The sequence below is a fragment of the Defluviimonas sp. SAOS-178_SWC genome, from assembly GCF_039830135.1.
Classification (GTDB): domain Bacteria; phylum Pseudomonadota; class Alphaproteobacteria; order Rhodobacterales; family Rhodobacteraceae; genus Albidovulum.
This window is the reverse complement of record NZ_CP156081.1, coordinates 3564154-3590250: the sequence shown is the minus strand read 5'-3', so window position 1 is coordinate 3590250 and position 26097 is coordinate 3564154. Positions and strand designations below refer to the sequence as shown.

Below are 26097 nucleotides of genomic sequence, written 5' to 3'. Positions count from 1 at the left end.
TCACTCCATCACATAGCCGTAGGACCCGGAATAGTCCTGACGGGCAACTTCACCGATGGCACCCTTCGACGCCCCCTGCGATGCGGTCTTGCCGAAGAGGAAGAGTTCGGCTTCGGTGGGCGCCTTCACCCGGTCGGTCGGCAGGGCCAGCGCCTCGCCGCGCGTCGGCGAAACGAGGTGCGGGGTGATGATGATCACGAGCTCGGTCTGGTTGCGCTGGAAGTCGGCGCTACGGAACAGCGCGCCGAGCACCGGAACGTCACCGAGCCAGGGGATCTGGCCGCTCGAGTCGTTGAAGTCGTCCTGAAGAAGACCGGCGATCGCAAAGCTTTCGCCGTCTCGCATCTCCACGGTGGTTTCGGCCTCGCGCCGCTTGAAGGCGTTGAGCGTGATGCCCGTTCCGACGCTGGTCTGCACCGTGGTGTCGATGCTCGACACAGCCGCGTTGATCATCAGGTTGATCACGTCGCCATCGACGACGCGCGGCGTGAATGCCAATTCAACGCCGAAGGGCTTGTATTCGACCGTCACGGTATCATTGGTGTTGCGAACCGGGATCGGATATTCGCCGCCGGCAAGGAATTTCGCCTCCTGGCCTGAGAGGGCCGTCAGGTTCGGTTCCGAAAGCGTGCGCACGAGCCCCTTGCTCTCAAGCGCTTCGAGCAGGATACCGAACTGGACGCTGCCGGCCGTGAAACCGATGCCGAAGCCGCCGGTCTGAGCCGTCGTGAAGCCGCCGCCGCGCGCGACACTGACCGCACCATTGAGGTTGGCGCCGGTCCCAGCCTCTACGTTGACGGACCGCGTCGGATCCGGCGTCGACACGCCGAGGCTCGAGCTCAGGCGCTTGGTGACGGACCGCTGCATTTCCGCGAAGCGGACCTTCAGCATGACTTGCTGGACGCCGCCGACGCTCATGAGGTTCGAAACCCGGTCGGGCGCGTAGCGTTCGGCTAGATCGAGCGCACGGTCGAGTTTCGCGGTCGAGGACACGACGCCCGAAAGCACGATGCCGTCGTTCGCTGTGCGAACCTCGATCTTCTCGCCCGGAAGGATCTGCTGCAGCCGCTCCTTGAATTCGGCGACGTCGAGCGAGACCTGGACATCCACGTTGGTGATCAACTTCCCGTCCGGCGCCAGAAGCGTCAGTGTCGTGCGCCCCGGTGCCTTGCCGAGCACGTAGATCGACTTGTCCGAAAGGGTCGAGATGTCGGCAATGCCGGGATTGGCGATCGACAGCTCCGCGAATGGCTGGTCGGATTCTACAACCACCGCGCGGTTCATCGGTACGGTAAGCGCGCTCGATACCGAGCCGTTGATGATTTTCAGGGTTTCCGCCTGAGCGGATGGGATGGCCGTCATGGTGAGCGAAACGCCCAGCATTCCTGCCGCAAATAGTCTGTTCATGCTCATGTGACCTGCCTCTCCGATCACGCCTCATTGATGGGTCTTTGATGCCCGCTTGAAGGGGTCTTTATCGCCCAGATTGCAGTCACAATGCGGGAAGACACGTTTTTTTGCAAGAATCAACGTGTTGCGCCGACGTCTTTATGTGGACAAGCCGCAACAGTCGGGAAGCAGTAGTAAAATGCGAAGGCGCCGGCCACACCATGTGGTGGCCGGCGCCCGGTTGAACCGCATGCCGCGGATCGGGTCAGTTTGTGCAGGGGATCACCGTTTCGATGATCTCGCCGCCCTTGTTGGTGCGGATGGTGCAGACCTTCTCCGGTTCGGGCGCCGCGACCGGCGCGGCCTCCACGATCCCGAGAAGGGTCTTGCGGTCGATCTCGATCGCGCCGACCTGCTCGACATCGCCGGTGCCGACAAGCGACAGAGTCAGCCGGCCCGTCTGCTGGGCCAACGCCAGTGCCGCGATCTGTTTCGGCGTCGCCTCGACCGTCACGGTGCGAGCGATCACGGTTTCCTCGCTGCGGTCGGCATCGGCGCTCTGGTTGATCGCGATGAGCCGGACGGCTTCGTCGATCAGCTTCGTCACGTCCTGGCCATTGACCGCGCCCGACCAGTAGACGTCCACGCGGTCGCCCGGGCGCAGGAAGCCCGAGACGCCCGACGTCACGTCGACGTTGACCGCGAAGGCGCGCATGCCGGCAGAGAGGTTGGCGTTGATCCCCGCGTCGATGCCGGGTTCGGTCACCTTGGCGCCGAGAATCGGCTCGAACGGTTCATAGCTGCGCAACGCCGCGCGGGGCCGGGTCTCGCCTTCCCAGAAGACCGGAACGACCGACTTGTCGCCACCTTGCGGGGCGACGACGGTGGTGAAAGTACCGGCCGGCACCTTGCCGGCCTGCACCTTGATCACTTCGAGATCGTTCCGCGTGAACCGGTCGCCGTAGTTCATCGCCTTCTTGGCGACAACGACATCAACCAGACGCACTGCCCGCGCCTGCTCCGCAGCAAGCCGGTCCCGCTCAGCCTGGGTCTGGGCGATGAAGCCCTGGGCCATGTAGACGGCAAAGCCCGCCAACGCGACACCCAGTACCAAAACCAAACCAAATACCAGACGCATAGTCGTTCCTTTCGTCGATCAGGCAAAGCACGCTCGCCGGATCCCGGCAGACTCGCGCGCCTCTTTAGCGTGGAATATCCGAATGGAATACGGCGAAATGGTGGTCAAAGCACGCCGGTTGGGTGGAATCTTGCCGAGACTGGAAACATTCCTGCTCTTTTTCCAGTCCCGAATGGCTGAGAGCGCCCCGTTCGCGGAGCGCTCTAATTCTTGCCGGAACAGTTCTTCCGCGTGGGATGCGATCAGAACGTCGTGTTGATCGTCTGGGCGGATAGGAACTGCTCGGTCTTCTGACCGATGCTGGTCATGTTGCCCTTGAGCCCCGCCATCGCCAACGCCACCAGTCCGCAGACGCTTGCCGTCAGCACGACCCAGTCGACGGTCACCGCGCCGGCTTCGTCAGCCTGAAACCGCGAGATCATCCTCCAAATCTTCATCACATGCTCCGTTTTGTAGAGAGGCCGTCGCCGTGCCGGCTTCCGAACTCGTATGTCGCCCTTTGCCCTTGATCCAAGTAAAGCCTGCCAAGATGGCATGATTTGGGCAGTGGTCGTTCATTTTCGCGCTATGCGATAGCAAAAGCGAAACGACTCGTGGCGCTGGTGGAAACAGAAAACCGCGCCCGGAGGGGCGCGGCCTTTGCTGGTCTTGTCCGATCCGGGATCAGAAGGTCGAGTTGATCGACTGGCTGGACAGGTAGTTGTTGATCTTCGTGGTGAGGGAGCCGGTGCCCTTCTTGACGGCGGCCAGGGCGGCCACACCGAGGCCGACGACGGCGGCGGTCAGCACGACCCAGTCAACGGTCACGGCGCCGTCTTCTTCGTTGTTGAACTTCTTCGCAAGCTTGAACAGTTTCATGTCTCTCTCCGTAGGTTCGCCCGTTACACCATCCGCTCCGTGTCGTCCGGGGAGTTACGCCAGGTCCCGTCTCCGTCGCGGCATGGAGGTGTTTTGCCCGCGAATCGTGACGCAAGTTGGGCGGACATCGTGCAATACGCGGGCATTTCATCAGGGCTTGACGTAACGCGCCGTGTGGTCGAGGCGGACGCCGCGCGCAGCTGCACCGCCACCGGCGTCCACGCGTCAAAGCAGAAGGCCGCGCCCCGAGGGGCGCGGCCTTTGCTGGTCTTGTCCGGTCCGGGATCAGAAGGTCGAGTTGATCGACTGGCTGGACAGGTAGTTGTTGATCTTCGTGGTGAGGGAGCCGGTGCCCTTCTTGACGGCGGCCAGAGCGGCCACACCGAGGCCGACGACGGCGGCGGTCAGCACGACCCAGTCAACGGTCACGGCGCCGTCTTCTTCGTTGTTGAACTTCTTCGCAAGCTTGAACAGTTTCATGTCTCTCTCCGTAGTAGGTTTAAGGTTCGCTTTTGCTCCATCCGCGAACCGTATTGCCGGGTCTTCATCCGGCCCCGTCTCCGTCGCGGCATGAGACTGTTTTGCTCTCGAATCGTGACACAACTTGGGCGCGTGTCGTGCATTTCCATGTAAATCTCGGGGAGTTTGGAAACGATGAGGTCCGGGTGTTTCCTGTCGGGCGTCAGTATGCCGGACGCGCTGCGGCCGCCGGACCCGGGCGGGAATCGTCACCCAGCCCTTGGATGCAAAAAAACCGCGCCCGGAGGGGCGCGGCCTTTGCTGGTCTTGTCCGATCCGGGATCAGAAGGTCGAGTTGATCGACTGGCTGGACAGGTAGTTGTTGATCTTCGTGGTGAGGGAGCCGGTGCCCTTCTTGACGGCGGCCAGGGCGGCCACACCGAGGCCGACGACGGCGGCGGTCAGCACGACCCAGTCGACAGTCACGGCGCCGTCTTCTTCGTTGTTGAACTTCTTCGCAAGCTTGAACAGTTTCATGTCTCTCTCCGTAGGTTCGCCCGTTACACCATCCGCTCCGTGTCGTCCGGGGAGTTACACCAAGTCCCGTCTCCGTCGCGGCATGGGCTTATGAGGCCGTCGAATCGTGGCAGGAGTTGGGCATTGGTCGTACATTTTATAGTTGCGGTCACTTTTTCGAAATTTGCATGTAAAACTCTGTTTTTAATAGATAAAAATCTTCATTCGTGACCGTATTCGCTGGTTTTGCCTGTTGCCAAAAGGCCGAATCTTCAGCGAATCCGGCGCCGTCAAGCACGGAAATGCTAGTCCGGCCTCTGGTTTTCTGAGACAAGTGGGGCAAGAAAAAACAAGAGCAGTCAGGACAGGCGGCATGCTGAAAAGCATCGGACCGGTACTATCGTGTGGCGCCGCCCTGTTGCTCGCGGCGAATGTCGCGTCGGCCGAGACCCCGGCGAAAACGGCGGCGAACGGGTATCCGGATTTCACGTTCAAGCGGATCAGCGCGCCGAAGGGATCGGCCTCAGTGTCGGCGACCGGGGCAAAGCGCATCACTGTCCAGATCGATCCCGAGGAACAGGCGCGCAGGCTCGCTACGCGGCTGCCGCCCCCGGAACATCCGATCCCGCGCGGCGGCGTCGCGCCGGGGCTCGAACCGGCGCTGCCGCAGCCGAGTGCGTTCGACTGGTACTGGAATGTCGTTTCGCCGACGCTCGCCGACGGGGCCGGCCGGTTCTCGACCGCGCTTTCCGCGCTGACGCAGGGGCCGGGCGGCAAGTCCGTCGCCGCCCCCCGTCTTCAGCACCTTCAGGACATCGCCGCCGCGCACGGCACCGAGATCCTCAAGGCGACGATCGGCACCGAGGTGTCGCCTGCGCTTGTCCTCGCCGTCATCGGCATCGAAAGCGCGGGGCGCAAGGACGCGGTATCGACCGCCGGGGCGGTGGGGCTCATGCAGCTCATCCCGGCGACGGCGGACCGGTTCGGCGTCTCGGACAGCACCGATCCGATCCAGAATATCAAGGGCGGGGTTGCCTATCTCGACTGGTTGATGAAGGAATTCAACCGCGATCCGCTGATGGTGCTCGCCGCCTACAATGCCGGCGAGAACGCGGTGAAGAACAATGGCGGGGTGCCGCCCTACGCGGAAACCCGGGCCTATGTGCCGAAGGTCCTGGCGGCCTGGGCGGTGGCGCGCGGACTGTGCGTCACCCCGCCGGAACTGGTGACGGACGGCTGCGTGTTCGCCGTGAAAGGATGAGTTTCCGAAGATGACCGAAGTGAAGCCGCTCGTCCTCGACGTCGACGGCACGTTTTTGAAGACCGACATGCTGTTCGAGTCGTTCTGGGCGGGGCTTGGCCACGATCCGATCGCGACGTTGCGCGCCGCGGCGCTGCATTTCCGCCATCCGGAGCGGCTCAAGGCCGAACTGGTGGAGATTGCGCCGATCCGCACCGACCTTCTGCCGGTCAATCCCGAGGTCGCCGACCTCGCCCTCAGAAGCCGGATGGCGGGGCGCGAGGTGGTGCTGGCCTCCGCCTCCGATCGTCGCCTCGTGGAGCGGCTGGCGGGGGAATACGGGCTGTCGGAGACGGTTTTCGCTTCGGACTCGACGACGAACCTCAAGGGCGCCCACAAGGCCAAGGCGCTGGTGGCGGCCTATGGCGAGGGCGGCTTCGACTATGCTGGCGACGACGCGGTCGACATGGCGGTCTGGGAAAAGGCCGAAAACGCGCTGGTCGTCGGCCGGGTGCCGCGCGCGCGGGAACTGGCGGCGCGGGGGCAGAACGTCGTCGAGCTGGCGGGTGGCTGGAGCTGGCGGGCGCTCCTGAAGGCGATGAGGCCGCATCAGTGGGTCAAGAACGTCCTGCTCCTCCTCGCCATGATCGCGGCGCACCGTTTCGATCTGGTGACACTGGTTCCGATCCTTTGGGGCATCGTCGCGTTTTCCGCGGCCGCCTCCTCCATCTATATCGTCAACGATCTTCTCGACCTCGAAGCCGACCGGCTGCATCCGACGAAATGCCGGCGGCCATTTGCCAGCGGCGATGTGCCGATTGCGGTCGGGATGGCCACGTTCGGGGGGCTCATGCTCCTCGCGCTCGGGGTCGCGGCGGCGCTCAACTGGGCGTTCTTCGGGGTCGTCGTGCTCTACATGGTCACCTCGCTCGCCTATTCGTTGAAGCTGAAGCGGCTGCGCTGGGTGGATATCTCGACCCTGGCAGCGCTCTACACGATCCGGGTGATCGCCGGAGCCGCGGCCGGTCAGGTCGAGGTCTCGATCTACATGCTGATCTTCATCTTCCCGATCTTCATCACGCTCGGATGCGTAAAGCGGCTGACGGAACTGACGCTCGCGACCTCGGACGAACGATTGCCGGGGCGGGGTTACGGACGGCCGGACCGGGGCGATCTTCTCAACGTCGCCTGGCTCGGCACGATCGGCGCCGTCCTCATCTTCTTTCTCTATTCGATCAGCGATCAGGGGCAGGAGCTTTATCCGACGACCTGGATCCTTTGGCTCGCGATGATCCCGATGACGCTCTGGCTCGTGCGGATGGTGATGCTCGGCTGGTTCGGCAAGCAGGATTACGACCCGATCGTCTTCGCGATGCGCGACAAGTTCGGCATTGGCATCCTGATGATCACGCTCAGCCTGATGTTCTGGGCCGCCGGGCTCTGGTCGCAGTGGTTCGGGGGCTGAGGCTCTAGCGCTTCGGCGAAAGCCGGTAGACGCCTTCCGGAAGGTTGAGCGCGGCCGCCAGTTCGCGCACCTGGGCCATCGACATGACGATCTTTACCACCTCGTCGCGGCGCGGATCGAATTGCTCGATCGTGACGCATTCCTCGAACGTCTGGATCGTCACATCTTCTTCAAGATGCGGGCTACCCTCGTCGACGAGGGTAATCACGGTGGCGTCGAAATCGTGCTCGATGGTAAACATGAATTCAGTCTAGCGCGATGCCGGCCGGTCCTCAATGGACTGAAGTGCGCGGGGAAGGCCCGGGCGGACCCCACCCGAAAAAACTGCCGTATTTCGGGGGCTTTCGCGATCCGCCTCGGGACGGTAGGATTCGCGCGGCAGACATGAGCAGCCAAAAGCCCCGGAGAGGCTTATGAAAAGAACGCTAGTCTTCGTCTTTCTCGCGCTGTCCGGATGCGTGGAGCCGGCACCGCCGGTGTCCGCGCCATCCTCTGTCAGCTATGGGGCCGCGCCGCCGGTTGCGCCCGATGTGGCCGCCAGCAACTTCATGTCCGTCGTCGCGCGGATGGAGCCGGTGATCGAACGCGAATGCCGTGCTCGCAGCGTCGGGAACAACTGCGATTTCCGCATCGTCGTCGACGACCGCCCTCGTCAGCCGCCGAATGCCTATCAAACGCTCGACCCGAACGGACGGCCAATCATCGCATTCACCCTGCCGCTCATCGCCGAGGCGCGGAACGAGGACGAAATCGCCTTCGTCCTCGGCCATGAAGCGGCCCACCATATTGCCGAACATATTCCGCGCCAGCGACAGACGGCCATGACCGGGGCGCTGGTTCTTGGCGTCCTGACCGCGGCGAGCGGCGGGGATCCGGAGGCTGTCCGAAGCGCGCAGGATCTCGGCGGCACACTCGGCGCGCGGCGCTATGCAAAGGATTTCGAGCTGGAGGCCGATGCGCTTGGTACCATCCTGGCCTGGGATGCCGGCTACGACCCCGAGCGTGGCGCCGTGTTCTTCACGCGCATTCCCGATCCCGGCAACCAGTTCCTCGGCACCCACCCGCCGAATGCCAGCCGCATCGAAACTGTGCGGCGGACATTGGCTGGGCTCCGATAACGGCGTCCGCGCTTGATCCAGATCATTGCGGCACGACTGGTTGCGGCCCGATGCTGAAGCCATCACGCGCGCGTAAAGGAGCATCGCGATGGGCAAGGTCGTTTCGATTTCCGCACAAACGGAGGTGCCGGACCTGCCGTATTTCCTGACCGAGGAAGAGACGCGGCGCCACGGGGTCGACGTCGGCTGCGCGGTGCAGGCCGGAATCCTGACACCTGACGATTTCCGCGCGATGCTGGAGATGTGCCGGGTCTGCGACGAGGGACAGGCCCTGCGCGGCCAGCCCGGGCATGACCGAACCGCCGCCGAGGCCCCGGACTGGTGCGCCAACCGTGCCGTTCTCGAAGGTCTGCGCGGCATCGTCTGACCGCCGGTACCCGTGACATTCCCGCCACCGCCGGTCATCCGGCGCGCGGTTCCCGATTGGCAGGGCGCTGCGGCACCCGTTACGTTGCCCGAAACGATGCGGGAGGGATTCATGCGCGCATTCATCGGCGGCGAAATCCGGCGCTTCGCCAACACCTGCCGCTGGTCGCTCCAGGGGTGGCGGGCGGCTTGGGCGAGCGAAAAGTCACTTCGGCAATGGAGTGTGATCAACCTCCTGTCGGTGGCGCTCGCGTTTTCGCTCGACCTCACGACGGGTGAGCGGGCGCTGATCGTGGCACTCGGTCTGCTGGTCCTTGCGGCGGAGCTTTTCAACACGGCGATCGAGGAGATTGTCGACCTCGCCTCGCCCGAGCGGCATCCGCGCGCGGGGAAGGCCAAGGATTGCGGCTCGGCTGCCGTTGCGCTTACGGCAAGCGCGGGCGGCCTGGCTTGGCTCGTCATCCTTTTGGGGTAGGGGATACCCGTATCGTCATGGGGGCAGGTCGGTGATATGCTTTCGAGGCGCGGAAGGAGTGTTCACGATGCGTCCTGTTATTGCTTCCTTCTTGGTTCCCTTCGCCCTGGCTGCCTGCACGGCGCCGGTTCCGGTCGGCGATCCGCTGCCGGTGATGAGCGGCTATCGAAGCCCCGGTGACCTCTGCAAACGGGTGGGCGAGAACGCTTTTACCAACCAGTTCCTCGACGACAGCGCCGACCTCGTCGGTTGTCCGGGCGGAGGCGGCGCGGCCGCCGCATTCGTGTCCGAGACCGGAGCCGTCGAAGTGGCCCGGTATCAGGGCTGGATCCTTTACAGCGTGTCGCGCGGGTAGGGTGCGCGCATGCCGATGGCCCGCCCCGCTTGCTCCCGGCGGTGGCGGGCCAGGATCCCGGAACGCGAGGGGTCACCGGTTCAGGAAGACCATGAGCCAGAGGAGGAGGAAGAGGTTGAGCGCGAGGCTTCCGATCAGCATCTTTCCGCGCCAGGTCTCGGGCTTTTCGGCCCGGTGGACCCGACCGGCCACCGGCTCTGACAGGCGCTGAACGTAAAGGCCGTAGAGCATCTCGAAACCCTGGCCCCTGAAGGTCGCGGCCGAGGCGTGGTTGCCGCGCCAGATATGGGCATCGACCCGGGTCGCCCCCATCTCTTTCAAAGTCTGCCGGGCCTCGTCGAGAAGCCGCGTGCCGAGCCCCTTACGCCGGTACTCCGGCAGGAGGGAGATATCGAGGACCGTGCCGACCACGTCGTGATCGTCGGTCTGCCGGTCGAACCGCTGAACGCGCAGGAAGGCATGACCGACGATGCGGCCGCCGTCGCGGCAAAGAAGGATCCGGGTCGCAGGAAAGGCCGGCGCGCCATGAGGCGCCTTGAAATGATCCCGGAACATCTGGTTCAGCTCGTTGTCAAGGCCGGGGGGAAAGGCCTCGGGCAGACGGTCCTGATGCTCCCGGTGGGTCATCGCCGAGATCGCGATCACCGTGTCGAGATCTTCCGGCCGCGCCTCGTCGAAGCGGATCGCCGTCACGCGAGGCGACCCCAGAGGTCGTACTCCCCGGCCTCGTCGACTTCGACTGTCACGATATCTCCCGGCGACAGGGTTTCAAACCCCTCGTCGATGAAGAGGTTGCCATCGATCTCGGGGGCATCGGCCTTCGTCCGGCAGGTTGCGCCTTCCTCGTCAACGGTATCCACGATGGCCTGGATCCGGCTGCCAACCTTCGCCGCGAGCTTCGCTTCGGAAATCGCCTGGGCCTTTTCCATGAACCGCTCCCACCGCTCCTGCTTCACGTCGGCGGCGACATGGTCCGGCAGCGTATTCGACCGCGCGCCGGCGACGTTTTCATACTGGAAGCAGCCCACCCGGTCGAGCTGCGCCTCGTCCATCCAGTCGAGGAGGGTCTGGAACTCTTCCTCGGTCTCGCCGGGATAGCCGACGATGAAGGTGGAGCGCAGGGTGATCTCGGGGCAGATGGCGCGCCAGGCGGCGATCTCGTCCAGCGTCTTCGCCGCGGCCGCTGGCCGCGCCATCCGTTTCAGCGTATCCGGGTGGGCGTGCTGGAAGGGAATGTCGAGGTATGGCAGGATCAATCCCTCTGCCATCAGCGGGATCAGATCGCGCACATGCGGGTAAGGATAGACGTAATGGAGCCGCACCCAGGCGCCGAGGCTTCCCAGATCGCGGGCGAGGTCGGTGATATGCGCCCGGTGTCCCTTCGCCTCGGCATGCTTAAGGTCCACCCCGTAGGCCGAGGTGTCCTGACTGATGACCAGAAGCTCCTTCACCCCCGCCTCGACCAGCTTTTCCGCCTCTCGCACGACCGCGTGGGCCGGGCGGGAAACGAGCCGGCCGCGCATGTCGGGGATGATGCAGAAGCGGCACTTGTGATTGCAGCCTTCTGAAATCTTCACGTAGCTGTAGTGGCGTGGCGTCAGGCTGACGCCCGTCGCCGGAAGAAGATCGACGAACGGATCGGGCGAGGGCGGCACGGCGGCGTGGACGGCGTCGAGCACCTGTTCGTACTGATGCGGGCCGGTGACGGCAAGGACGGAGGGATGCGCGCCGGTGATATAATCGGGCTCGGCTCCGAGGCAGCCGGTCACGATCACCCTGCCGTTCGCCGTCAACGCCTCGCCGATCGCTTCAAGGCTCTCGGCCTTTGCGCTGTCGAGGAAGCCGCAGGTATTCACGATGACCGCGTCGGCGCCGCCGTAGTCGGGCGAGATCGCATAGCCTTCCGCGCGGAGCCGGGTCAGGATCCGCTCGCTGTCCACCAGCGCCTTCGGGCAACCGAGCGAAACCATGCCGATCCTCGGCTGTCCTGGACGTGCAGCGGTATCGAAGACGGGCTTCGGCGCGAGGTCGGGGCGAAGGTTCGGCGGGTTCATGGGCATCCGCGCCATATAATGGAACGCGGTGAAGGCGGGAAGATGCTTCGCCCAAGGAATTTCCCGATGCGCGGGAATGAGGTGTCAGGCCCGAAGCCGCCAGCCGGTGCGGAAGATGAACCAGACAGCGCAGATTCCGAGGCCGAGGAAGACCGAGACCGCCAGCAAAGACGCTGCGACGGGCACATCCGCCTGCCCGAAGAACGACCAACGGAAGCCCGAAACGAGATAGAGGACCGGGTTGAACCGGGCGACCCCTTCCCAGAAGGGCGGCAGCATCGAGGCGGAATAGAAGGCGCCGCCGAGGAAGACGAGCGGGGTCACCACCATCAGCGGGATGAATTGCAGCTGCTGCCAGTCCTTGGCCCAGATGCCGAGCAGGAACCCGAAGAGCGAGAAGCTGAAGGCCGTCAGGATCAGGAACGCCAGTGCCCAGACTGGGTGAGCAACGGGAAGATCGACGAAGAACAGCGCGGTCAGGTAGATCACCACCGCGATGATCACCGATTTCAGCGCCGCCGCGCCGACATAGCCGAGCACGACTTCGATGAACGACACCGGAGCGGCGAGGATTTCGTAGATCGTGCCTGCGAACTTCGGAAAGAAGATCCCGAAGGAGGCATTGGCGATCGACTGCTGCAACACCGTCAGCATGATCAGCCCCGGCACGATGAAGGCGCCATAGGTGACACCTTCGACCGACTGGATCCGTCCCCCGATCGCCGCCCCGAAGACGACGAAATAGAGGACGGTCGAAACGACCGGAGAGGCGAGCGACTCCCAAGGCGTCCGCCAGAACCGGGCCATTTCGTGCTGAAAGATCGTCCGCATGGCCTGCCAGTTCATGCGCCTTCCTCCACCAGTCTCAGAAACACGTCTTCGAGTGAGCTCTGCTCGGTCTCCAGATCCCGCACGCCGATGCCTGCCGCGGCGAACCCCGCCAGAAGCCGGGCTATGCCGCTGCGGTCGGCGCGCGTGTCATAGTCGTAGCTGACATGAGTACCATCCGCCGAAAGCGTGAGATCCTGCCCCGTCAGCGTCGAGGGCAGTTCCGCGAGCGGTTCCACCAGTTCCACGACCAGCCGCTTGCGGCCGAATTCGTGCATGAGCTTCGCCTTGTCTTCCAGGAGCAGCAGCCGCCCCTTGTCGATGATGCCGATCCGGTCGGCCATCTCCTCGGCCTCTTCGAGGTAGTGGGTGGTCAGGATGATCGTCACGCCCGATTTTTGCAAGTCGCGGACCACCGACCACATCTCGCGCCTCAGGTTCACGTCGACGCCCGCCGTCGGTTCGTCGAGGAAGAGTACGCGCGGCCCGTGGGAGAGGGCCTTTCCGATCAGCACACGGCGTTTCATGCCGCCCGAAAGCTCGTTGAGCCGCGCATCGCGCTTGTCCCAGAGCGTGAGCGCCTTCAGCACCTTCTCCAGATGCGCGTCATCCGGTCGCCGTCCGAACAGCCCCCGCGAAAACCGCAGCGTATTCATCACCGTCTCGAACGGCTCCACCGCGATTTCCTGTGGCACAAGGCCGATGAGGGCCCGCGCCGCGCGATAGTCGCGCACGATGTCGTGCCCGCCGACCCGGGCGCTGCCGCCCGTCGGCGTGACGAGGCCGCAAAGGATCGAGATGAAGGTCGTCTTGCCGGCGCCGTTCGGGCCGAGCAGTGCGAGGATCTCACCCTCGCGGATATCGAGCGTCACGCCCGACAGGGCGGCCGTGCCGCTGGCATAGGTCTTGGAAAGGTCGCTGACCTCGATGATCGGGCTCATGGAAGTCTCCTGCTCGCGTGCGGCAGGCTAGACCTTGGGCGCGGCGAAGGAAAGCGGGCTCTTGCCGCTTCCCGACACGATCAGCGCCGCCGGTCGCGGCGCGACGACATCGGCTGGAATGCGACGCCGACATGGGCCTCGCAATAAGGCTTGCCCTGCTGGGTGGAGAGGCCGCAGAACCAGAAATCCTCGGTCGCGGGGTCGCCGATCGGCCATTTGCAGGTGCGCTCGGTCAGTTCCATCAGGCTGATCTTACGCGCCTTCTTCTCGACCTCGCGGACGGAGGCGAGCGCCTCGGGGCTAATTTCGCCGGCCGAGGGCTGCGGCGGCAGCGGCTGGCCTGCGGGAATGATCGGCTTGCGGCCCGGTGCCGCCTGCGGGGCCACCGGGGCGGGTTCCGGGCGCTGGGCGGCGGGCTTTTCTTCCGTCCGCGCGGGTTTCGCGACGGCGGGGCGGGCCTCCGGTTTGGGCGCCGGGTCGGCGGGCTTCGCCTTCACGGGCTCGGGCGCGCCGCCGACGCGGTTCGAGAGGCCGAGGCGGTGGACCTTGCCGATCACGGCATTGCGGGTGACGCCGCCCAGTTCCTTTGCGATCTGGCTCGCCGACTGGCCTTCGCCCCACATCTTCTTCAGCGTCTCGACGCGTTCGTCGGTCCAGGACATGACAGATCCTCGGGTTTGGGACCGGCAGTGGCGGCAAGAGGCCGGCAGGTCCTGAATTCGGTTGGTCCCATTCTAATCGGGACGCACTGAGATACAAGCTCAGGGCGGCCGCGACAAGGGGGAGGGGCGCATTTGACTTGGGAGCGGCGCGTGCGACGGCGCGGCAGCGATCCGGATCACCGGCCACGGCATTCCCGGACCGTGCCTTTGCCGCCTGACTCCGGAACGGCGCCAGCTCGAGCATGTTCTGATTTCCGACGCGTCCAACATCGTGCATAAAGACAATCCCAGGGCCGTCAGGGCCGCGCCCGGCCGGTTTCTCGACAGTTGCGCCTATGGTCCGGCGCACGAATTCCCGATGGACAGGCGCGCCCTTTGACGATATGCGGCAGGCATGACGCACCGGACCCGCCTTTTTGCCCGTCCCCGACGCCGCCGCATCCGCGCCTGACGTCCGTCGCCCCGTGGCCCCGCCACACCCCCCCTCACATCGTTGACATGGCCCGCCCCTTGAGGCACCCCTTGGCCTTCCCTATCGGAGTTCTCGCATGATCCCGACCGTTCTGCCGACCTATAACCGCGCGCCCCTCTCCTTCGTGAAGGGCGAGGGCTCCTGGCTGATCGAGGCGGGCGGGTCGCGATACCTCGATCTCGGCGCCGGGATCGCGGTGAATGCGCTCGGCCATGCCAATCCCGATCTGGTGGCCGCGCTGACCGAACAGGCCGGCAAGCTCTGGCATGTCTCGAACCTCTATCTGATCCCCGAGCAGCAGCGGCTGGCCGACCTTCTCGTCGCCCATACCTTTGCCGACACCGTCTTCTTCACCAATTCCGGCACCGAGGCGGCCGAACTCGCCATCAAGATGGCGCGGAAATACTGGTACGAGAAGGGCGACCCCGACCGGATCGAGATCCTGACCTTCGAGGGGGCCTTCCACGGCCGCTCGACCGGCGCCATCGCTGCTGCCGGGTCCGAGAAGATGGTCAAGGGCTTCGGCCCGCTGATGCCGGGCTTCCGGCAGTTGCCCTGGGCCGACATCGCGGCGCTGAAGGAGGCGATATCGGACCGGACGGCCGCCGTGATGGTCGAGCCGATCCAGGGCGAGGGCGGCATCCGGCCACTCACCGACGCCGAGATGAAGGCCATCCGCCAGCTTTGCGACGAGACGGGCGCGCTTCTCATCCTCGACGAGGTGCAATGCGGCGTCGGCCGCACGGGGCGGCTTTTCGCGCATGAATTTTCGGGGATCACGCCCGACATCATGATGGTCGCCAAGGGCATCGGCGGCGGCTTCCCGCTCGGCGCGGTCCTGGCCAGCGAACGCGCCGCCGCCGGCATGGTCGCGGGTAGCCATGGCTCCACCTATGGCGGCAATCCCCTTGGTTGCGCCGTCGGCGCCAAGGTTCTGGAGATCATCGCCGACCCGGCTTTCCTCGGAGAGGTGAACCGCAAGGCCGCGCTCTTCCGGCAAAAGCTCGAAGGACTCGTTGCCGCCCATCCCGACGTCTTCGAAGGGGTGCGCGGTCAGGGCCTGATGCTCGGCCTCGTCTGCAAGGTCGCCCCGGTCGATGTGGTGAAGGCAGGCTACGACCAGCATGTTCTCACCGTTCCCGCCGCTCACGATGCGCTGCGGCTCCTGCCGCCCTTGACGATCACCGACGACGAGATCGCCGAGGCGGTCCGACGGCTCGACGCGGCCGCCACGCAACTCGCCCTCACCCCTTCTTCTGTTTGAAAATACTCTCGGGGGTCCGGGGGCAGACAGCCCCCGGCTCCAGACGTGGAAAGACCGTGACATGACCCATTTCCTCGATATCAACAAGACCGCCCCGGACGCGCTCCGGTCGATGATCGACAACGCCCACGCGATGAAAACGGCGCGGAACGGCCGGCCGAAGGGCACGCCCGACGACGACCAGCCACTGAAGGGCCGCATGGTCGCGTTGATCTTCGAAAAGCCCTCGACCCGGACCCGGATCTCCTTCGATGTCGGTGTTCGGCAGATGGGCGGCCAGACGATGGTTCTCTCGGGCGCCGACATGCAGCTGGGCCACGGCGAAACCATCGCCGATACGGCGCGCGTCCTGTCGCGCTATGTCGACCTCATCATGATCCGGACGTTCGAGGAGGCAACGCTGCTCGAAATGGCCGAATACGCCGATGTGCCTGTCATCAATGGCCTGACGAACCGCAGCCATCCGTGCCAGATCATGGCCGACGTGATGACCTTCGAGGAGCATCGCGGGCCAATCGCCGGCCGCAAGGTCGTGTGGTCGGGCGACGGCAACAATGTCTGCGCGTCCTTCCTTCATGCCGCCGGTCAGTTCGGCTTCGACTTCACCTTCACCGGGCCCGAGACGCTCGATCCCGAACCGGGTTTCGTCGCCGAGGCCCGCGCCAAGGGCGTCACGATCGCTATCGAGCGCGACCCGATGAAGGCGGTCAAGGGCGCCGACCTCGTCGTCACCGACACCTGGGTCTCCATGCACGACCCGCAATCGGCACGCGAGCGGCGGCACAACCAGCTGCGCGGCTACCAGGTCAACGAGCGGCTGATGCAAGAGGCCAAGCCGGACGCGCTTTTCATGCATTGCCTGCCGGCGCACCGCGACGACGAGGCGACGAGCGCGGTGATGGACGGCCCGCATTCGGTGATCTGGGACGAGGCGGAGAACCGCCTCCACGCCCAGAAGGCCGTGATGCGCTGGTGCCTCGGCGTCTGACATGCGGGCGGGCGGCAGAGCCCCCTAGCTCCCGCGCGGCTTGGCCCTGAGCGTGGGCGCGTGTGCCGTCGGGTCCTCGGGCCACGGATGCCTGGGATATTGGCCGCGCATGTCTTTCCTGACCTCTGCGTAGCTTGTGGCCCAGAAGCCCGGCAGGTCGAGCGTGGTCTGGACCGGGCGTTGCGCGGGCGACAGAAGCGTGATCCGCAGGGGCAGGCGCTTCGGCCCCACGGTCGGATGCCCGGTCACGCCGAACATTTCCTGAAGCCGGAGCGTGATCGACGGATGGTCGCCCTCGTAGTCGATCGCGATATGGCGGCCGAGAGGCGTCTCGAAACTCGCCGGAGCGAGCCGGTCGAGAAGCTGACGCTGGTCCCAATCGAGGCGTGCCTTGAGTGCTTCGGTGAGGTCGAGCGCCCGCAACTCCGCCTCGGTCCGCTTGCCGGCGAGATGCGGAAGGAGCCAGCCGTCAGCGCTGTCGAGGAGGGCCGCGTCGGTGCAGTCCGGCAGGTCCGCCCCTTCGCGCCGCAAGAACTCGATGCGGGCCCTGAGGCGCCCTGCGGGCGCGGACCACGGCAGCCCGATCTGGCGAAGACCGTCAAGGGCGGCTTGCGCCAGCGCCTCCGGCGGGGCGTCGGGCCAGTGCCGCTCGGCAAGCGCGAGTGCGCCGAAGCGTTCCTGCCGCCGGACGATCACCTTGCCGTCGCGGCGCGACCATTCCGCGATGTCCTGCCAGTGGATGCGGTCGGCGAAAAGACGGCGAAGCGCCGCCTCGGAAAACGCGATGCCTTGCCGGACCCGCGCCTCGCGCGGATCGCCGTCGAGATCGGTCGCGACGATCAGCCGCGCGGTGCCAAGTGGATCACCCTCGGCGACGACCGCGCCCTTGCCGCCCGAAAGCACGTAGCGCGGCGCCTCGCCCTTGCGCCGGAGGCCAATGCGGTCGGGATAGGCGAGGGCAGACTGCTCGGCGGCATCGTACCCGTCCGCGACCGGACGCACCATCCGCGAGAGCCGTTTCGGCTCGGCGCGGATGCGTTCGACCGTGCCACGGTCCACGCGGTGTGGATGGTCAGCCTCGTATCCTTTTGGATCTCGGATCGCGGAAAGCCGCAGGGAAAGATCGGCAGGTGCCCCGCGCAAGGGGTCTTTCTCGGCGAGAAGGGCGGCAAGCGTCGCAGCCTCCGGTCCCGCCGTGACCAGCATGTGGCCGAGCCGGGGATGGAGCGGGAGTGCAGCGAGCGCCCGCCCGTGCGAGGTGATGCGTCCGCCATCGTCCAGCGCGCCGAGGCCGGTCAGGAGCGCCCGCGCCTCGGCCAGCGCCGGGGCCGGGGGCGGCGTGAGGAAGGCGAGGTCGCCGCCGTCCGATCCCCAGAGCGCCAGTTCGAGGGCAAGCCCGGTGAGATCCGACGCGGCGATTTCCGGAGGCGGAAACAGACCCAATCCGCCTTCCTCTCCCTTCGTCCAGAGCCGGTAGCAGGTGCCGGGCGCGACCCGCCCGGCGCGGCCACGGCGTTGTTCGGCCTCGGCCTTCGTCACCCGTTCGGTGACAAGCCGGGCCATGCCGGAGGCCGGGTCGAAGCGTGCCCGCCGCGAGCGGCCGGCATCGACGACAACGCGGATATCCTCGATCGTCAACGAGGTTTCGGCGATGGCGGTGGCGAGCACGACCTTCCGGCCCGCCTTCGCCGGCGCGATGGCGGCGCGCTGCGCGACGAAGTCCATCGCGCCGAAAAGCGGGCGGATCGCGCAATCTGCGGGCAGCCGGCCTTTCAGCAACGCCTCGACGCGGCGAATCTCGCCCTCGCCGGGGAGGAAGACGAGGATACCGCCTTCGGTTTCCCCGGCGGCCTCCGCCACCAGCCCCGCGACCGCCGCCTCGAAGCGCAGCGAGGCGTCCGTCGGGCGGGGGAGCCACCTGGTCTCGACCGGAAAGGCGCGGCCCTCGGAGGTGATCACCGGGGCGGCGCCAAGCATCGCGGCCACCGGTTCGGCATCAAGCGTCGCCGACATGACGAGGATCACGAGGTCGGGCCGCAGCGCCTGGCGCACCTCCCAGGCGAGCGCGAGTCCGAGATCGGCGTTGAGCGAGCGTTCGTGAAACTCGTCGAAGATGACCGCGCCGATGCCGCCGAGTTCGGGGTCGGACTGCAACATCCGCGTGAGGATGCCTTCAGTCACGACCTCGATTCGGGTGGCCTTCGACACCTTCGCCTCGCCCCGGATTCGGTAGCCGACGGTCTGGCCCACGGTCTCGCCCAGGGTTTCGGCCATGCGCTCGGCGGCGGCGCGTGCGGCAAGGCGGCGGGGTTCGAGCATGACGATGCGGCCGGCGACAAACCCAGCGTCGAGAAGCGCCAGCGGCACCCGCGTCGTCTTGCCGGCGCCGGGGGGCGCTTGCAGCACCGCGCGACCCTCGGCGCGGAGGGCGGCAATCAGCCCCGGCAGGGCCTCGTCTATGGGAAGGCGGTCACGCACACCGGCGTTATCGCCGTTTCAGCCTGCCTTTGCCATAGATCGTGTCCATCGAGATCTCGGTCACGCGCAACCGGCCATCGCCGGTCGTTGCATAGGTCATGGTGAAGGGAAACCGGCTTTTATCGGCCATTTCCCTCTCCGAAAAGCCTTCGAGGCGGCGGTATTCGCCTGCGCAGGCCGTTCCTCCGTTCACCGGCCTTGGATCGCTCAGAACCACCTGGCTTTTCCGGCGGCCGTCGAAAAGGGCGAGCGTCTGGTTGCAGGCCTCCGCTGCCGGCACGTCGCGAAGGGCCGCATATAGCGCGGTCAGGGGATCAATGGTGCCACCCTGCGTCGCCGCGTCGACGTCGCCGGGGCGCGGCGATTTCGGCGGATTATAGACCTTCACCTGCGGCACCCCGGCCTTGTAGTCCATCACCGACTGCGACTGGCGCTTGCCGGTATCGGCGTCCTCTTCGTAGCGCGATGGGGTGAAGCGACCGTCTGCAACGGTCCCGTAGGCGCGGGCATCGTAGCGGATCTTCCGGACGAGCGCGACGAGGCCGCCGCTTTTCAGGACGCCTGAGACGGCATAGGAACGCCCCTCGATCGCGCCGCTGATGGAGAGGGTTCCGGCATGGATGCCTTTCAGGGTCAGGTCGAAGACCGCACTGTCCTTCTGATCGGCGACGGCTGAGCCTGCGGCGACAGCCAGCAAGAGCGCCGCTGGGGCGAGGAAACGGGAGGTGATCGTCATGGCGCTGCTCGCTTTTTTCATGCCTCTGCTCTGGACATCGGCCCGCCGGAACAGGCAAGAAAACCCGGCGAAGGTCAATTCACAACCCCGTACACTCAGCGAAAGGCTGCCGGTTGCGTAACATGGAGATGAGCGAGCTTGCGGAACGCGTTGCGCGCGGCGACCGGCGGGCGCTGGCACGGGCGATCACGCTTGTCGAGAGCGGCCGGGCCGATCACCGGGCCGAGGCGACGGCACTGCTGGAGGCACTCGGCACCCGCCGGCAGGCCTTGCGGATCGGCCTGTCGGGTACGCCCGGCGTCGGCAAATCGAGCTTCATCGAGGCGTTCGGGTCGATGCTGACCGGGCAGGGGCTGCGCGTCGCGGTGCTGGCGGTCGACCCGTCCTCCGCGCGCTCCGGCGGCTCGATCCTCGGCGACAAGACGCGGATGGAACGGCTGGCCCGCGATCCCAACGCCTTTATCCGGCCCTCGCCAAGCCAGACCCATCTCGGCGGCGTCGCCCGGCGCACGCGCGAGGCGGTGGCCCTGTGCGAGGCGGCGGGGTTCGACGTCGTGCTGGTCGAAACGGTGGGTGTCGGCCAGTCCGAGACACTGGTCGCGGAGATGGCCGACATCTTCGTGCTGCTGCTCGCCCCGGCCGGCGGGGACGAGTTGCAGGGCGTCAAACGCGGGATCATGGAGATGGCGGACCTGATCCTCGTCAACAAGGCGGATGGAGAACTGAAATCGACGGCGACTCGAACCTGCGCGGATTATTCCGGGGCGCTTCGCCTGCTGCGCAAGCGGCCGCAGGATCCGGAAGGGTTCCCGAAGGCGATGTGCGTCTCGGCGGCGGAACGGATGGGGCTCGACACCGCCTGGGCCGAGATACAGGCGCTGACCGCCTGGCGACGCGAAACCGGGCATTTCGCCGAGCGGCGCGCCGAACAGGCTCGGCACTGGTTCGAGGAGGAGGTGCGGCAGGGCCTCCTTGCCCGGCTGAACGCCGATCCGACGATCCGGGCACGGATGGAGGCGCTGGGCGGCGCGGTCGCCGAAGGCCGCACCGCGCCGGGAAAAGCGGCGGCCGAGGTTCTCGCGGCGCTTGGCGGCGGCTGATCGCTTTCAGATCTTCATCTTCTTGAAGATCGGCTCCGGGATGTGCCGGATGATCAGCATGATGTAGCGCCAGAAGAATGGCGTGTAGACCGTGTTCCGCCTCTTGCGGACCGCCTTTAGGATATCGCCCGCCACGGCCTCCGGCGCGGCGACGAGGAACATCCCCGGCAGGCCCCAAGTCATCGCGGTATCGACGAAGCCGGGTTTGACCGTGACCACATGCCCGCCGGCCCGCGTCAGGCGGTTCCGAAGGCCGGATAAATAGGTCGCGAAGCCCGCCTTGGCGGACCCGTAGACGTAATTTCCGATCCGTCCCCTGTCGCCGGCGACCGAGGCGACGCCAACCACGGTGCCGCCGCCGCGTGCCTCCATGACGGGCGCGAGCATCTGCAGGAAGCGGGCGGGGCCGGTATGGCTGTCGGTCACGACGCCGTCGATCAGCGAGGGATCGGCGTCGATCGCCGACTGTTCTGGCATCGACCCGACGAAGACCGCGGCGTTGAGTTCTCCCTCCTCCGCCTCCATCCGCTCGATCAGCGCGGCGAAGCTCTTGGGCTTGCGGGCGTCGAACTCGACCGCTTCGGCCAGCCGTGCGCCGCGCAAGGCGCAGTCTGACGCGAGGGCCGCGAGGTCGTCCTTGTCGCGCCCGGCAAGAAGGACGGCCGCGCCTTCGGCCGACACCGCGCGAGCGAAGGCGCGGGCCATCGCCGAGGTAGCGCCGAGAATGATCCAGGTCGAATTCATGCGGCGCTCCTGAGGTTGAGGCGGCGGACAAGGTCGGTGATCAGCGCACCATCCGGATCGGCCTTCGTGACCTCCGCCTGCCACTCGGCAAGATCCGGATACATCGCGGGTATGTCGGTGCCGCGGGCGAGGCTGTCCTTGGCGAAATAAAGCCGCCCTCCGGCATCGACCGACAGCGCTTCGAGTCGGCGGATCAGTTCGCGCGCCTCAGCGCGGTTGGGGAAGTCGACGGCAAGGGTGTAGCCCTCCATCGGGAAGCTCAGGTAACCGGCCCGCCCCGGTCCCATGCGTTTCAGGACGGCGAGCGGCGAGGCGAGGCCGGAACTGGCGATCTCATCCAGCATGTCGCGAAGGGCGGGGGCGGAGGCCAGCGGCACGACGCATTGGAACTGGTGGAAGCCGCGCTTTCCGTAAAGCCGGTTCCAGTCGTGGATCTTGTCGAGCGGAAAGAAGAAATCCGAGATCGGTTTCACAACGGTCCGCCCCGTCGCGGGCACCCGGCGGTAATAGGCGGCGTTGAAGCTGCGCACCACCGGCCCGGCCAGCGAGAAGTGCGGCGCGTCGAAGGGCACCTTGCGGTACTTGACCCGCTTCGGGACAAGGCCCGATCCGGTCTCACCCTCCTCCAGAATACCGCGCCCCAGGGCGGCGCCGGTCGCGGTGGCGTCGATCCAACCGACCGTATAGGTCGCCTCGGACGCGTCGAGGAGGGCGAGGAATTCGTCCCACCCCTCGACCCGACGCTCGGTCACGACCATCACGTCGCCCTTGCAGGGCAGGAGCTTCAGGCGCGCCGAGGCGATCACCCCGGTCTGGCCCAGCCCGCCGGCGGTGGCGCTGAACAGCTCCGGTGTCTTGTCGCGCGACACTTCGACCGCGCCTTTGGCCGTCAGCAGCGTGAGCGAAACCACATGTTCGCAGAACGAACCCGCATGATGGTGGTTCTTGCCATGCACGTCCTGGCCGATGCAGCCGCCCACAGTGGCGAAGCCGGTGCCGGGCATGACGGCCGGAAGCCAGCCCCTGGGGGCGAAGGTGGCGGCGATCTCGCCCACCCGCGCGCCGGCCTCGACATCGAGGATACCGGTCGCGGGATCGAAGCCGAGCATCCGGTCAAGCCGCGTCATGTCGATCACGCGGCCGCCGTCGTTCAATGCGGCGTCGCCATAGCTGCGGCGCATGCCGATCGCCGGGACAAGCCCGTCTTTCAGAAGCGCGTCGAGGGCGCGGCGCCGTTCCGGCCGGGCGATCTCGCCCTTGGCGGTCAGCGCGCGGCCCCAGCCGGCATAATCAGCGGTCTTCCAGAGCATTTGCCCCCCTCAGGGAATGGCGTTCGGCGAAGGGGAAGACGGCCATGCCGATCCCGAGCGCGAACCAGAGTGTGGTGACGCGGATGATCGCAGTGGCGGGCACCGAGACTTCCATCGGAATGCCTTCGAATGCCAGAAGCGCGATCATCGCCGCCTCGGCCCCGCCGACCCCGCCCGGTGCCCCGGTCAGGCCGCCGGCGAGGGTGGCGAAGACAAAAATGGCGATGGCCTTCATGAGACCGATATCGGCGCCCATCCAGCCGAGAAGCAGGTGGAAGGCGTAGCCCTCGGCGAACCAGCCGCCGATGCCGAGAAAAAGTGCCGGGATCGTGGCGCCCGCGCCGGCGAAACGGTCGAGCGATCGGGCGGAGGCGCGGAGCCGCCCGAAGATCCGGGGCACCCGCCCTGTCATCCGGTGGGCGAGGGTGACGAGCCCGGCAAGAAGCTTTGGCCGCGTCGCGACGACCGCCGCCGCCAGCGCCAGGAGCGTCACCGGCACCGCGCCTCTTACCCCGGTCGTGGCGAGCGAGACGGACAACCCGAGGAGCAGCGCCATCGCGGCAAGGTCGGAGGCGCGGTCCACCAGCGCCAGCGGCGCCGTGCGTTCGAAGGCCCAACCCGTCTCGCGCTTCAGCCAGCGCATGCGGACCAGTTCACCGACCCGGCCGGGCGTCACAACCATCGCGAAGCCGCCGAGAAAATGCCGCAGGTCCTGCGGAAGTGTCGTCGCGAGGCCGAGGCGACGGGCGAAGAAGTGCCAGCGCAACCCGCGCAGCAGGTAATTGGCGAGCGACAGAGCCAGCAGAACCGCCCCCTGCCAAAGCGCGAGGCGGGCAATCTGGGCGCGCGTCTCTTCCCAGCCGGTGGCGGCGGCGAGGCCGATGAGCCCGGCGGCGAACAGCACGAGAAGACCGCCGATCACGACGATGTCCCGCAGCCGCCGCGTTGGCGCCGGGGAAGGGGATTTGGGAAGGGGCAGGTCTGCGCTCATCATTGCCCCGGTCGCTAGCAACGGATTGGGGCAGGATTATGGATTTGTTTCGAAAAAGTCGACAGTCCGATGCGGCCGGATGGGGAAAGCCCGTCCGGCCGCATCAGACGTTTTCGATCAGGTCAGACGATCGTTGCCTCGGTCGCGGCGCGAAGGTCATCCTCGGTGACGCCATCGGCGAGTTCGACAATGTGAAGGCCCTTGTGGCCGACATCGAGGACGCCGAGATTGGTGATGATCCGGTCGACGACCGCCTTGCCGGTCAGCGGCAGGGTGCAGTCGCGCAGCACCTTCGATTCACCGTGCTTGGAGGTGTGGTCCATCACCACGACGACCCGGCCGACGCCGGCCACCAGATCCATGGCCCCGCCCATGCCCTTGACGAGCTTGCCCGGGATCATCCAGTTCGCGAGATCACCCTTTTCGCTGACTTCCATCGCGCCGAGAATCGCCATCGCGATCTTGCCGCCGCGAATCATGCCGAAGCTCTGCGCGCTGTCGAAATAGGCCGAATGCGGCAGTTCGGTGATCGTCTGCTTGCCGGCGTTGATCAGATCGGGGTCTTCTTCGCCTTCGTAGGGGAAGGGACCCATGCCGAGCATGCCGTTTTCCGATTGCAGCGTCACATGGACGCCTTCGGGGATGTAGTTCGAGACCAGCGTCGGAATGCCGATGCCGAGGTTCACATACATCCCGTCCTTCAGTTCCTGCGCGGCCCGCGCCGCCATCTGATTGCGATCCCAAGGCATCAGGCTTCCTCCCGCTTGCGCACGGTGCGCTGTTCGATGCGTTTTTCATGCGCGCCCTGGATGATCCGGTGCACGTAGATGCCGGGCAGGTGGATGTGGTCGGGATCGATACTGCCGGTCGGCACGATCTCTTCGACCTCCACCACGCAGGTCCGCCCGCACATCGCGGCCGGCGGGTTGAAGTTGCGCGCGGTCTTGCGGAAGACGAGGTTGCCGGTCTCGTCCGCCTTCCAGGCCTTGACGATGGAGAGGTCGGCGAAGATCCCGCGTTCGAGGATATAGGTCTCGCCGTCGAAGTCCTTGTGCTCCTTGCCCTCGGCGATCACCGTGCCGACGCCGGTCTTGGTGTAGAAGCCCGGGATGCCGCAGCCGCCTGCCCGCATGCGCTCGGCAAGCGTGCCTTGCGGGTTGAATTCCAGCTCCAGCTCTCCGGAAAGGTACTGGCGCATGAATTCGGCGTTCTCGCCGACATAGGACGACATCATCTTCCTGATCTGCCTGGTATCGAGCAGCTTGCCGAGCCCGAAGCCATCCACGCCGCAGTTGTTGGAGGCGATGGTGAGATCCTTGACGCCGCTTTCGACCAGAGCGTCAATCAGCAGTTCCGGGATGCCGCAGAGGCCGAAGCCGCCCGCCGCGATGAACATGCCGTCGTGAAGAAGGCCGTCGAGGGCCTCCTTCGCCGTACCGAATACCTTCTTCATGGTTTCTCCCCGAAATGTCTTCGCGGGAGTTGTGGCGCGGGGGGCTTCCCAAGTCAATCGCCGCGGCGCAGCGGTGCTCAGATCAGGCGGACCTGCGTACCGATGGGCGTGATCTCGAATAGTTCGGCGATGCTGGAGTTGAAGAGCCCGATGCAGCCGTCCGACGACCGCCGGCCGATCTTCCTCGTGTCGTGCGTGCCGTGGATGACATAGGCCGGCCAGCCGAGATACATCGCATGGGTGCCAAGCGGGTTGTCCGGTCCCGGCGGCATGTATTTCCAGTCGGGAAAGCGTTCGCGCTGTGATGCCGTGGGGGTCCAGTCCGGTCCGACCTTCTTGCGCACGATTTCGGTGTAGCCCCGCTTGGTCAGCTCTTCCGTCTTCGGAACCGAGGTCGGGTAGATCCGGTAGTCGCTGCCGTCGCCGCTCCAGTAGTGAAGGGCGCGCGACACGGTGTCGGCGAGGATCGTGCCCTTGCCGAGATCGCTGAAATGGTCGCGCCAGTCATGTGCCGCAAAGCTCGACACGTTGCGGCGGGTGAAGTCATCCTCCACCTCGGCCGGTTGCAGCGCCATCTGTGCCCGTGCGGTCGCCGGAAGCACGACCGCCGCCGCCGCGGCGCCGAGAAGGTGACGCCGGGTAATTGTCTTTTTGTTCATGGCGTTGCTCCGCGTTCTTGCCTGATTCAGGCGGCAAG

The 26097-nt window shown here is 65.9% G+C and carries 29 protein-coding genes; 9 read left to right on the top strand and 20 right to left on the bottom strand.

Features of this window, described 5'->3' with window-relative positions; all coding sequences use genetic code 11:
- From V5734_RS18525 to V5734_RS18500, 6 genes are all read right to left on the bottom strand, one after another.
- Positions 1–1413 carry a type II and III secretion system protein family protein gene (locus tag V5734_RS18525; protein ID WP_347311082.1) on the bottom strand — a complete coding sequence of 471 codons (1413 nt, stop codon included), beginning with the start codon at positions 1411–1413 and terminating at the stop codon, positions 1–3.
- A gap of 241 nt (positions 1414–1654) precedes the next feature.
- Complete coding sequence (cpaB, locus tag V5734_RS18520; protein WP_347311081.1) at positions 1655–2527, bottom strand: Flp pilus assembly protein CpaB; 873 nt, start codon at positions 2525–2527, stop codon at positions 1655–1657.
- 242 nt (positions 2528–2769) lie between these two features.
- A complete protein-coding gene (locus V5734_RS18515; RefSeq protein ID WP_347311080.1) occupies positions 2770–2964 on the bottom strand; it encodes a hypothetical protein in 195 nt (64 codons plus the stop codon).
- Between the two features lie 226 nt (positions 2965–3190).
- Entirely contained in the window at positions 3191–3385 is a 195-nt protein-coding gene (locus V5734_RS18510; protein WP_347311079.1) for a hypothetical protein, read from the bottom strand.
- A 285-nt stretch (positions 3386–3670) separates the two neighbouring features.
- Positions 3671–3865: a hypothetical protein gene (locus V5734_RS18505; protein WP_347311079.1), complete on the bottom strand. Its 195-nt coding sequence runs from the start codon at positions 3863–3865 to the stop codon at positions 3671–3673.
- Between the two features lie 321 nt (positions 3866–4186).
- Positions 4187–4381 (bottom strand): hypothetical protein, encoded by a 195-nt coding sequence (locus V5734_RS18500; RefSeq protein ID WP_347311079.1) that lies wholly within the window; start codon positions 4379–4381, stop codon positions 4187–4189.
- Positions 4382–4733: 352 nt separating this feature from the next.
- On the opposite strand from V5734_RS18500, the gene V5734_RS18495 reads away from it, so the two are divergent.
- Positions 4734–5621, top strand: a complete 888-nt coding sequence (locus V5734_RS18495) for a lytic transglycosylase domain-containing protein (RefSeq protein ID WP_347311078.1) — start codon at positions 4734–4736, stop codon at positions 5619–5621.
- 10 nt (positions 5622–5631) lie between these two features.
- On the top strand, positions 5632–7065 hold the full coding sequence (locus V5734_RS18490) for a UbiA family prenyltransferase (protein WP_347311077.1): 1434 nt from the start codon (positions 5632–5634) through the stop codon (positions 7063–7065).
- Positions 7066–7069: 4 nt separating this feature from the next.
- On the opposite strand, the gene V5734_RS18485 is transcribed toward V5734_RS18490, so the two are convergent.
- Complete coding sequence (locus V5734_RS18485) at positions 7070–7306, bottom strand: hypothetical protein (protein WP_347311076.1); 237 nt, start codon at positions 7304–7306, stop codon at positions 7070–7072.
- A gap of 172 nt (positions 7307–7478) precedes the next feature.
- Here V5734_RS18485 and V5734_RS18480 point away from each other — a divergent pair, with 172 nt between their 5' ends.
- From V5734_RS18480 to V5734_RS18465, 4 genes are all read left to right on the top strand, one after another.
- Positions 7479–8183, top strand: coding sequence for a M48 family metallopeptidase (locus tag V5734_RS18480; protein WP_347311075.1), 705 nt, complete (start codon positions 7479–7481; stop codon positions 8181–8183).
- Between the two features lie 88 nt (positions 8184–8271).
- Complete coding sequence (locus tag V5734_RS18475; protein ID WP_347311074.1) at positions 8272–8550, top strand: DUF6455 family protein; 279 nt, start codon at positions 8272–8274, stop codon at positions 8548–8550.
- Between the two features lie 111 nt (positions 8551–8661).
- Positions 8662–9024, top strand: coding sequence for a diacylglycerol kinase (locus V5734_RS18470; protein WP_347311073.1), 363 nt, complete (start codon positions 8662–8664; stop codon positions 9022–9024).
- A 67-nt stretch (positions 9025–9091) separates the two neighbouring features.
- Positions 9092–9379: a hypothetical protein gene (locus tag V5734_RS18465; protein ID WP_347311072.1), complete on the top strand. Its 288-nt coding sequence runs from the start codon at positions 9092–9094 to the stop codon at positions 9377–9379.
- Between the two features lie 72 nt (positions 9380–9451).
- Here V5734_RS18465 and V5734_RS18460 read toward each other — a convergent pair whose 3' ends face one another.
- From V5734_RS18460 to V5734_RS18440, 5 genes are all read right to left on the bottom strand, one after another.
- Complete coding sequence (locus V5734_RS18460) at positions 9452–10072, bottom strand: GNAT family N-acetyltransferase (RefSeq protein ID WP_347311071.1); 621 nt, start codon at positions 10070–10072, stop codon at positions 9452–9454.
- Positions 10069–11439, bottom strand: a complete 1371-nt coding sequence (rimO, locus tag V5734_RS18455) for a 30S ribosomal protein S12 methylthiotransferase RimO (RefSeq protein ID WP_347311070.1) — start codon at positions 11437–11439, stop codon at positions 10069–10071. Before rimO ends, V5734_RS18460 begins: the two co-directional genes overlap by 4 nt.
- A gap of 78 nt (positions 11440–11517) precedes the next feature.
- Positions 11518–12279 carry an ABC transporter permease gene (locus V5734_RS18450; RefSeq protein ID WP_347311069.1) on the bottom strand — a complete coding sequence of 254 codons (762 nt, stop codon included), beginning with the start codon at positions 12277–12279 and terminating at the stop codon, positions 11518–11520.
- A complete protein-coding gene (locus tag V5734_RS18445; RefSeq protein ID WP_347311068.1) occupies positions 12276–13202 on the bottom strand; it encodes an ABC transporter ATP-binding protein in 927 nt (308 codons plus the stop codon). Before V5734_RS18445 ends, V5734_RS18450 begins: the two co-directional genes overlap by 4 nt.
- An 80-nt stretch (positions 13203–13282) precedes the next feature.
- Positions 13283–13864: a GcrA family cell cycle regulator gene (locus tag V5734_RS18440; RefSeq protein ID WP_347311067.1), complete on the bottom strand. Its 582-nt coding sequence runs from the start codon at positions 13862–13864 to the stop codon at positions 13283–13285.
- 548 nt (positions 13865–14412) lie between these two features.
- Between V5734_RS18440 and V5734_RS18435 the strand changes: the two genes are divergently transcribed.
- Together V5734_RS18435 and argF are read left to right on the top strand one after the other, a co-directional pair.
- Positions 14413–15600: an aspartate aminotransferase family protein gene (locus V5734_RS18435; RefSeq protein WP_347311066.1), complete on the top strand. Its 1188-nt coding sequence runs from the start codon at positions 14413–14415 to the stop codon at positions 15598–15600.
- Between the two features lie 61 nt (positions 15601–15661).
- Positions 15662–16588 (top strand): ornithine carbamoyltransferase, encoded by a 927-nt coding sequence (gene argF, locus V5734_RS18430; protein ID WP_347311065.1) that lies wholly within the window; start codon positions 15662–15664, stop codon positions 16586–16588.
- A gap of 24 nt (positions 16589–16612) precedes the next feature.
- Here the strand turns inward: argF and hrpB are convergent, their stop codons facing one another.
- The gene (gene hrpB / locus V5734_RS18425; RefSeq protein ID WP_347311064.1) at positions 16613–19066 is read right to left on the bottom strand and encodes an ATP-dependent helicase HrpB; all 2454 of its coding nucleotides are present in this window, start codon (positions 19064–19066) and stop codon (positions 16613–16615) included.
- Between the two features lie 7 nt (positions 19067–19073).
- A complete protein-coding gene (locus tag V5734_RS18420; protein ID WP_347311063.1) occupies positions 19074–19823 on the bottom strand; it encodes a DUF3108 domain-containing protein in 750 nt (249 codons plus the stop codon).
- 101 nt (positions 19824–19924) lie between these two features.
- On the opposite strand from V5734_RS18420, the gene meaB reads away from it, so the two are divergent.
- A complete protein-coding gene (meaB, locus tag V5734_RS18415) occupies positions 19925–20902 on the top strand; it encodes a methylmalonyl Co-A mutase-associated GTPase MeaB (RefSeq protein ID WP_347311062.1) in 978 nt (325 codons plus the stop codon).
- 6 nt (positions 20903–20908) lie between these two features.
- Here meaB and V5734_RS18410 read toward each other — a convergent pair whose 3' ends face one another.
- The 6 genes from V5734_RS18410 to V5734_RS18385 form a co-directional block, all read right to left on the bottom strand.
- Complete coding sequence (locus V5734_RS18410; RefSeq protein WP_347311061.1) at positions 20909–21646, bottom strand: SDR family oxidoreductase; 738 nt, start codon at positions 21644–21646, stop codon at positions 20909–20911.
- Positions 21643–22956: an FAD-binding oxidoreductase gene (locus tag V5734_RS18405; protein ID WP_347311060.1), complete on the bottom strand. Its 1314-nt coding sequence runs from the start codon at positions 22954–22956 to the stop codon at positions 21643–21645. The genes V5734_RS18410 and V5734_RS18405 overlap by 4 nt, the downstream gene beginning before the upstream one ends.
- Positions 22937–23947: a lysylphosphatidylglycerol synthase transmembrane domain-containing protein gene (locus V5734_RS18400; RefSeq protein WP_347311059.1), complete on the bottom strand. Its 1011-nt coding sequence runs from the start codon at positions 23945–23947 to the stop codon at positions 22937–22939. Before V5734_RS18400 ends, V5734_RS18405 begins: the two co-directional genes overlap by 20 nt.
- 122 nt (positions 23948–24069) lie before the next feature.
- The gene (locus V5734_RS18395; protein WP_347311058.1) at positions 24070–24696 is read right to left on the bottom strand and encodes a 3-oxoacid CoA-transferase subunit B; all 627 of its coding nucleotides are present in this window, start codon (positions 24694–24696) and stop codon (positions 24070–24072) included.
- Entirely contained in the window at positions 24696–25400 is a 705-nt protein-coding gene (locus tag V5734_RS18390; RefSeq protein ID WP_347311057.1) for a CoA transferase subunit A, read from the bottom strand. Before V5734_RS18390 ends, V5734_RS18395 begins: the two co-directional genes overlap by 1 nt.
- Before the next feature lie 77 nt (positions 25401–25477).
- Positions 25478–26059, bottom strand: coding sequence for a L,D-transpeptidase (locus V5734_RS18385; RefSeq protein ID WP_347311056.1), 582 nt, complete (start codon positions 26057–26059; stop codon positions 25478–25480).
- Between the last annotated feature and the right edge of the window lie 38 nt (positions 26060–26097).

Coding starts and splice junctions, on each gene's coding strand:
- V5734_RS18525 (WP_347311082.1), bottom strand. CDS start 1,413: ATGAGCATGAACAGACTATTTGCGGCAGGAATGCTGGGCGTTTCGCTC.
- cpaB (WP_347311081.1), bottom strand. CDS start 2,527: ATGCGTCTGGTATTTGGTTTGGTTTTGGTACTGGGTGTCGCGTTGGCG.
- V5734_RS18515 (WP_347311080.1), bottom strand. CDS start 2,964: ATGAAGATTTGGAGGATGATCTCGCGGTTTCAGGCTGACGAAGCCGGC.
- V5734_RS18510 (WP_347311079.1), bottom strand. CDS start 3,385: ATGAAACTGTTCAAGCTTGCGAAGAAGTTCAACAACGAAGAAGACGGC.
- V5734_RS18505 (WP_347311079.1), bottom strand. CDS start 3,865: ATGAAACTGTTCAAGCTTGCGAAGAAGTTCAACAACGAAGAAGACGGC.
- V5734_RS18500 (WP_347311079.1), bottom strand. CDS start 4,381: ATGAAACTGTTCAAGCTTGCGAAGAAGTTCAACAACGAAGAAGACGGC.
- V5734_RS18495 (WP_347311078.1), top strand. CDS start 4,734: ATGCTGAAAAGCATCGGACCGGTACTATCGTGTGGCGCCGCCCTGTTG.
- V5734_RS18490 (WP_347311077.1), top strand. CDS start 5,632: ATGACCGAAGTGAAGCCGCTCGTCCTCGACGTCGACGGCACGTTTTTG.
- V5734_RS18485 (WP_347311076.1), bottom strand. CDS start 7,306: ATGTTTACCATCGAGCACGATTTCGACGCCACCGTGATTACCCTCGTC.
- V5734_RS18480 (WP_347311075.1), top strand. CDS start 7,479: ATGAAAAGAACGCTAGTCTTCGTCTTTCTCGCGCTGTCCGGATGCGTG.
- V5734_RS18475 (WP_347311074.1), top strand. CDS start 8,272: ATGGGCAAGGTCGTTTCGATTTCCGCACAAACGGAGGTGCCGGACCTG.
- V5734_RS18470 (WP_347311073.1), top strand. CDS start 8,662: ATGCGCGCATTCATCGGCGGCGAAATCCGGCGCTTCGCCAACACCTGC.
- V5734_RS18465 (WP_347311072.1), top strand. CDS start 9,092: ATGCGTCCTGTTATTGCTTCCTTCTTGGTTCCCTTCGCCCTGGCTGCC.
- rimO (WP_347311070.1), bottom strand. CDS start 11,439: ATGCCCATGAACCCGCCGAACCTTCGCCCCGACCTCGCGCCGAAGCCC.
- V5734_RS18450 (WP_347311069.1), bottom strand. CDS start 12,279: ATGAACTGGCAGGCCATGCGGACGATCTTTCAGCACGAAATGGCCCGG.
- V5734_RS18445 (WP_347311068.1), bottom strand. CDS start 13,202: ATGAGCCCGATCATCGAGGTCAGCGACCTTTCCAAGACCTATGCCAGC.
- V5734_RS18440 (WP_347311067.1), bottom strand. CDS start 13,864: ATGTCCTGGACCGACGAACGCGTCGAGACGCTGAAGAAGATGTGGGGC.
- V5734_RS18435 (WP_347311066.1), top strand. CDS start 14,413: ATGATCCCGACCGTTCTGCCGACCTATAACCGCGCGCCCCTCTCCTTC.
- argF (WP_347311065.1), top strand. CDS start 15,662: ATGACCCATTTCCTCGATATCAACAAGACCGCCCCGGACGCGCTCCGG.
- V5734_RS18420 (WP_347311063.1), bottom strand. CDS start 19,823: ATGAAAAAAGCGAGCAGCGCCATGACGATCACCTCCCGTTTCCTCGCC.
- meaB (WP_347311062.1), top strand. CDS start 19,925: ATGGAGATGAGCGAGCTTGCGGAACGCGTTGCGCGCGGCGACCGGCGG.
- V5734_RS18410 (WP_347311061.1), bottom strand. CDS start 21,646: ATGAATTCGACCTGGATCATTCTCGGCGCTACCTCGGCGATGGCCCGC.
- V5734_RS18405 (WP_347311060.1), bottom strand. CDS start 22,956: ATGCTCTGGAAGACCGCTGATTATGCCGGCTGGGGCCGCGCGCTGACC.
- V5734_RS18400 (WP_347311059.1), bottom strand. CDS start 23,947: ATGAGCGCAGACCTGCCCCTTCCCAAATCCCCTTCCCCGGCGCCAACG.
- V5734_RS18395 (WP_347311058.1), bottom strand. CDS start 24,696: ATGCCTTGGGATCGCAATCAGATGGCGGCGCGGGCCGCGCAGGAACTG.
- V5734_RS18390 (WP_347311057.1), bottom strand. CDS start 25,400: ATGAAGAAGGTATTCGGTACGGCGAAGGAGGCCCTCGACGGCCTTCTT.
- V5734_RS18385 (WP_347311056.1), bottom strand. CDS start 26,059: ATGAACAAAAAGACAATTACCCGGCGTCACCTTCTCGGCGCCGCGGCG.